The sequence below is a fragment of the Gottfriedia sp. ABJ_BB2_2 genome, assembly GCF_055484705.1.
In genome coordinates this window covers 1-425 of the sequence record NZ_JBVFKR010000037.1, presented here as the reverse complement: position 1 = coordinate 425, position 425 = coordinate 1, and the positions used below count along the sequence as shown (strand labels likewise).

At 47.3% G+C, this 425-nt stretch carries 1 tRNA gene and 1 rRNA gene; both read left to right on the top strand.

Annotation, left to right across the window (positions count from 1 at the left end):
* Window positions 1-11 precede the first annotated feature (11 nt).
* Window positions 12-127 (top strand): 5S ribosomal RNA (gene rrf / locus ACX6U0_RS21350).
* Between the two features lie 186 nt (window positions 128-313).
* Window positions 314-390, top strand: a tRNA-Met gene (locus ACX6U0_RS21345).
* The last annotated feature ends 35 nt before the right edge of the window (window positions 391-425 follow it).

Sequence of the window (425 nt, the reverse complement as noted above, 5' to 3'; positions counted from 1 at the left end):
CCACAAATAAATCAGGTGATTAAGGCGAAGAGGTCACACCCGTTCCCATACCGAACACGGCAGTTAAGCTCTTCAGCGTCGATGGTAGTTGGGGGTTTCCCCCTGTGAGAGTAGAACGTCGCCTGGTTTTATTTTTTTATGGATCTAAACTAATTAGTATCCACATTATCGCGGGGTGGAGCACGATCGAATATGCTTCGAAGAAATTACTTCAGCATACCAATCGAGCTGCTACTTGCAAAAACATCCTGAGATTGGGATGGTCTTAACAAGTCAAAATTCATGGATCTAAACTAATTAGTATCCACATTATCGCGGGGTGGAGCAGTCTGGTAGCTCGTCGGGCTCATAACCCGAAGGTCGCAGGTTCAAATCCTGTCCCCGCAACCAAATGGTCCCGTGGTGTAGCGGTTAACATGCCTGCC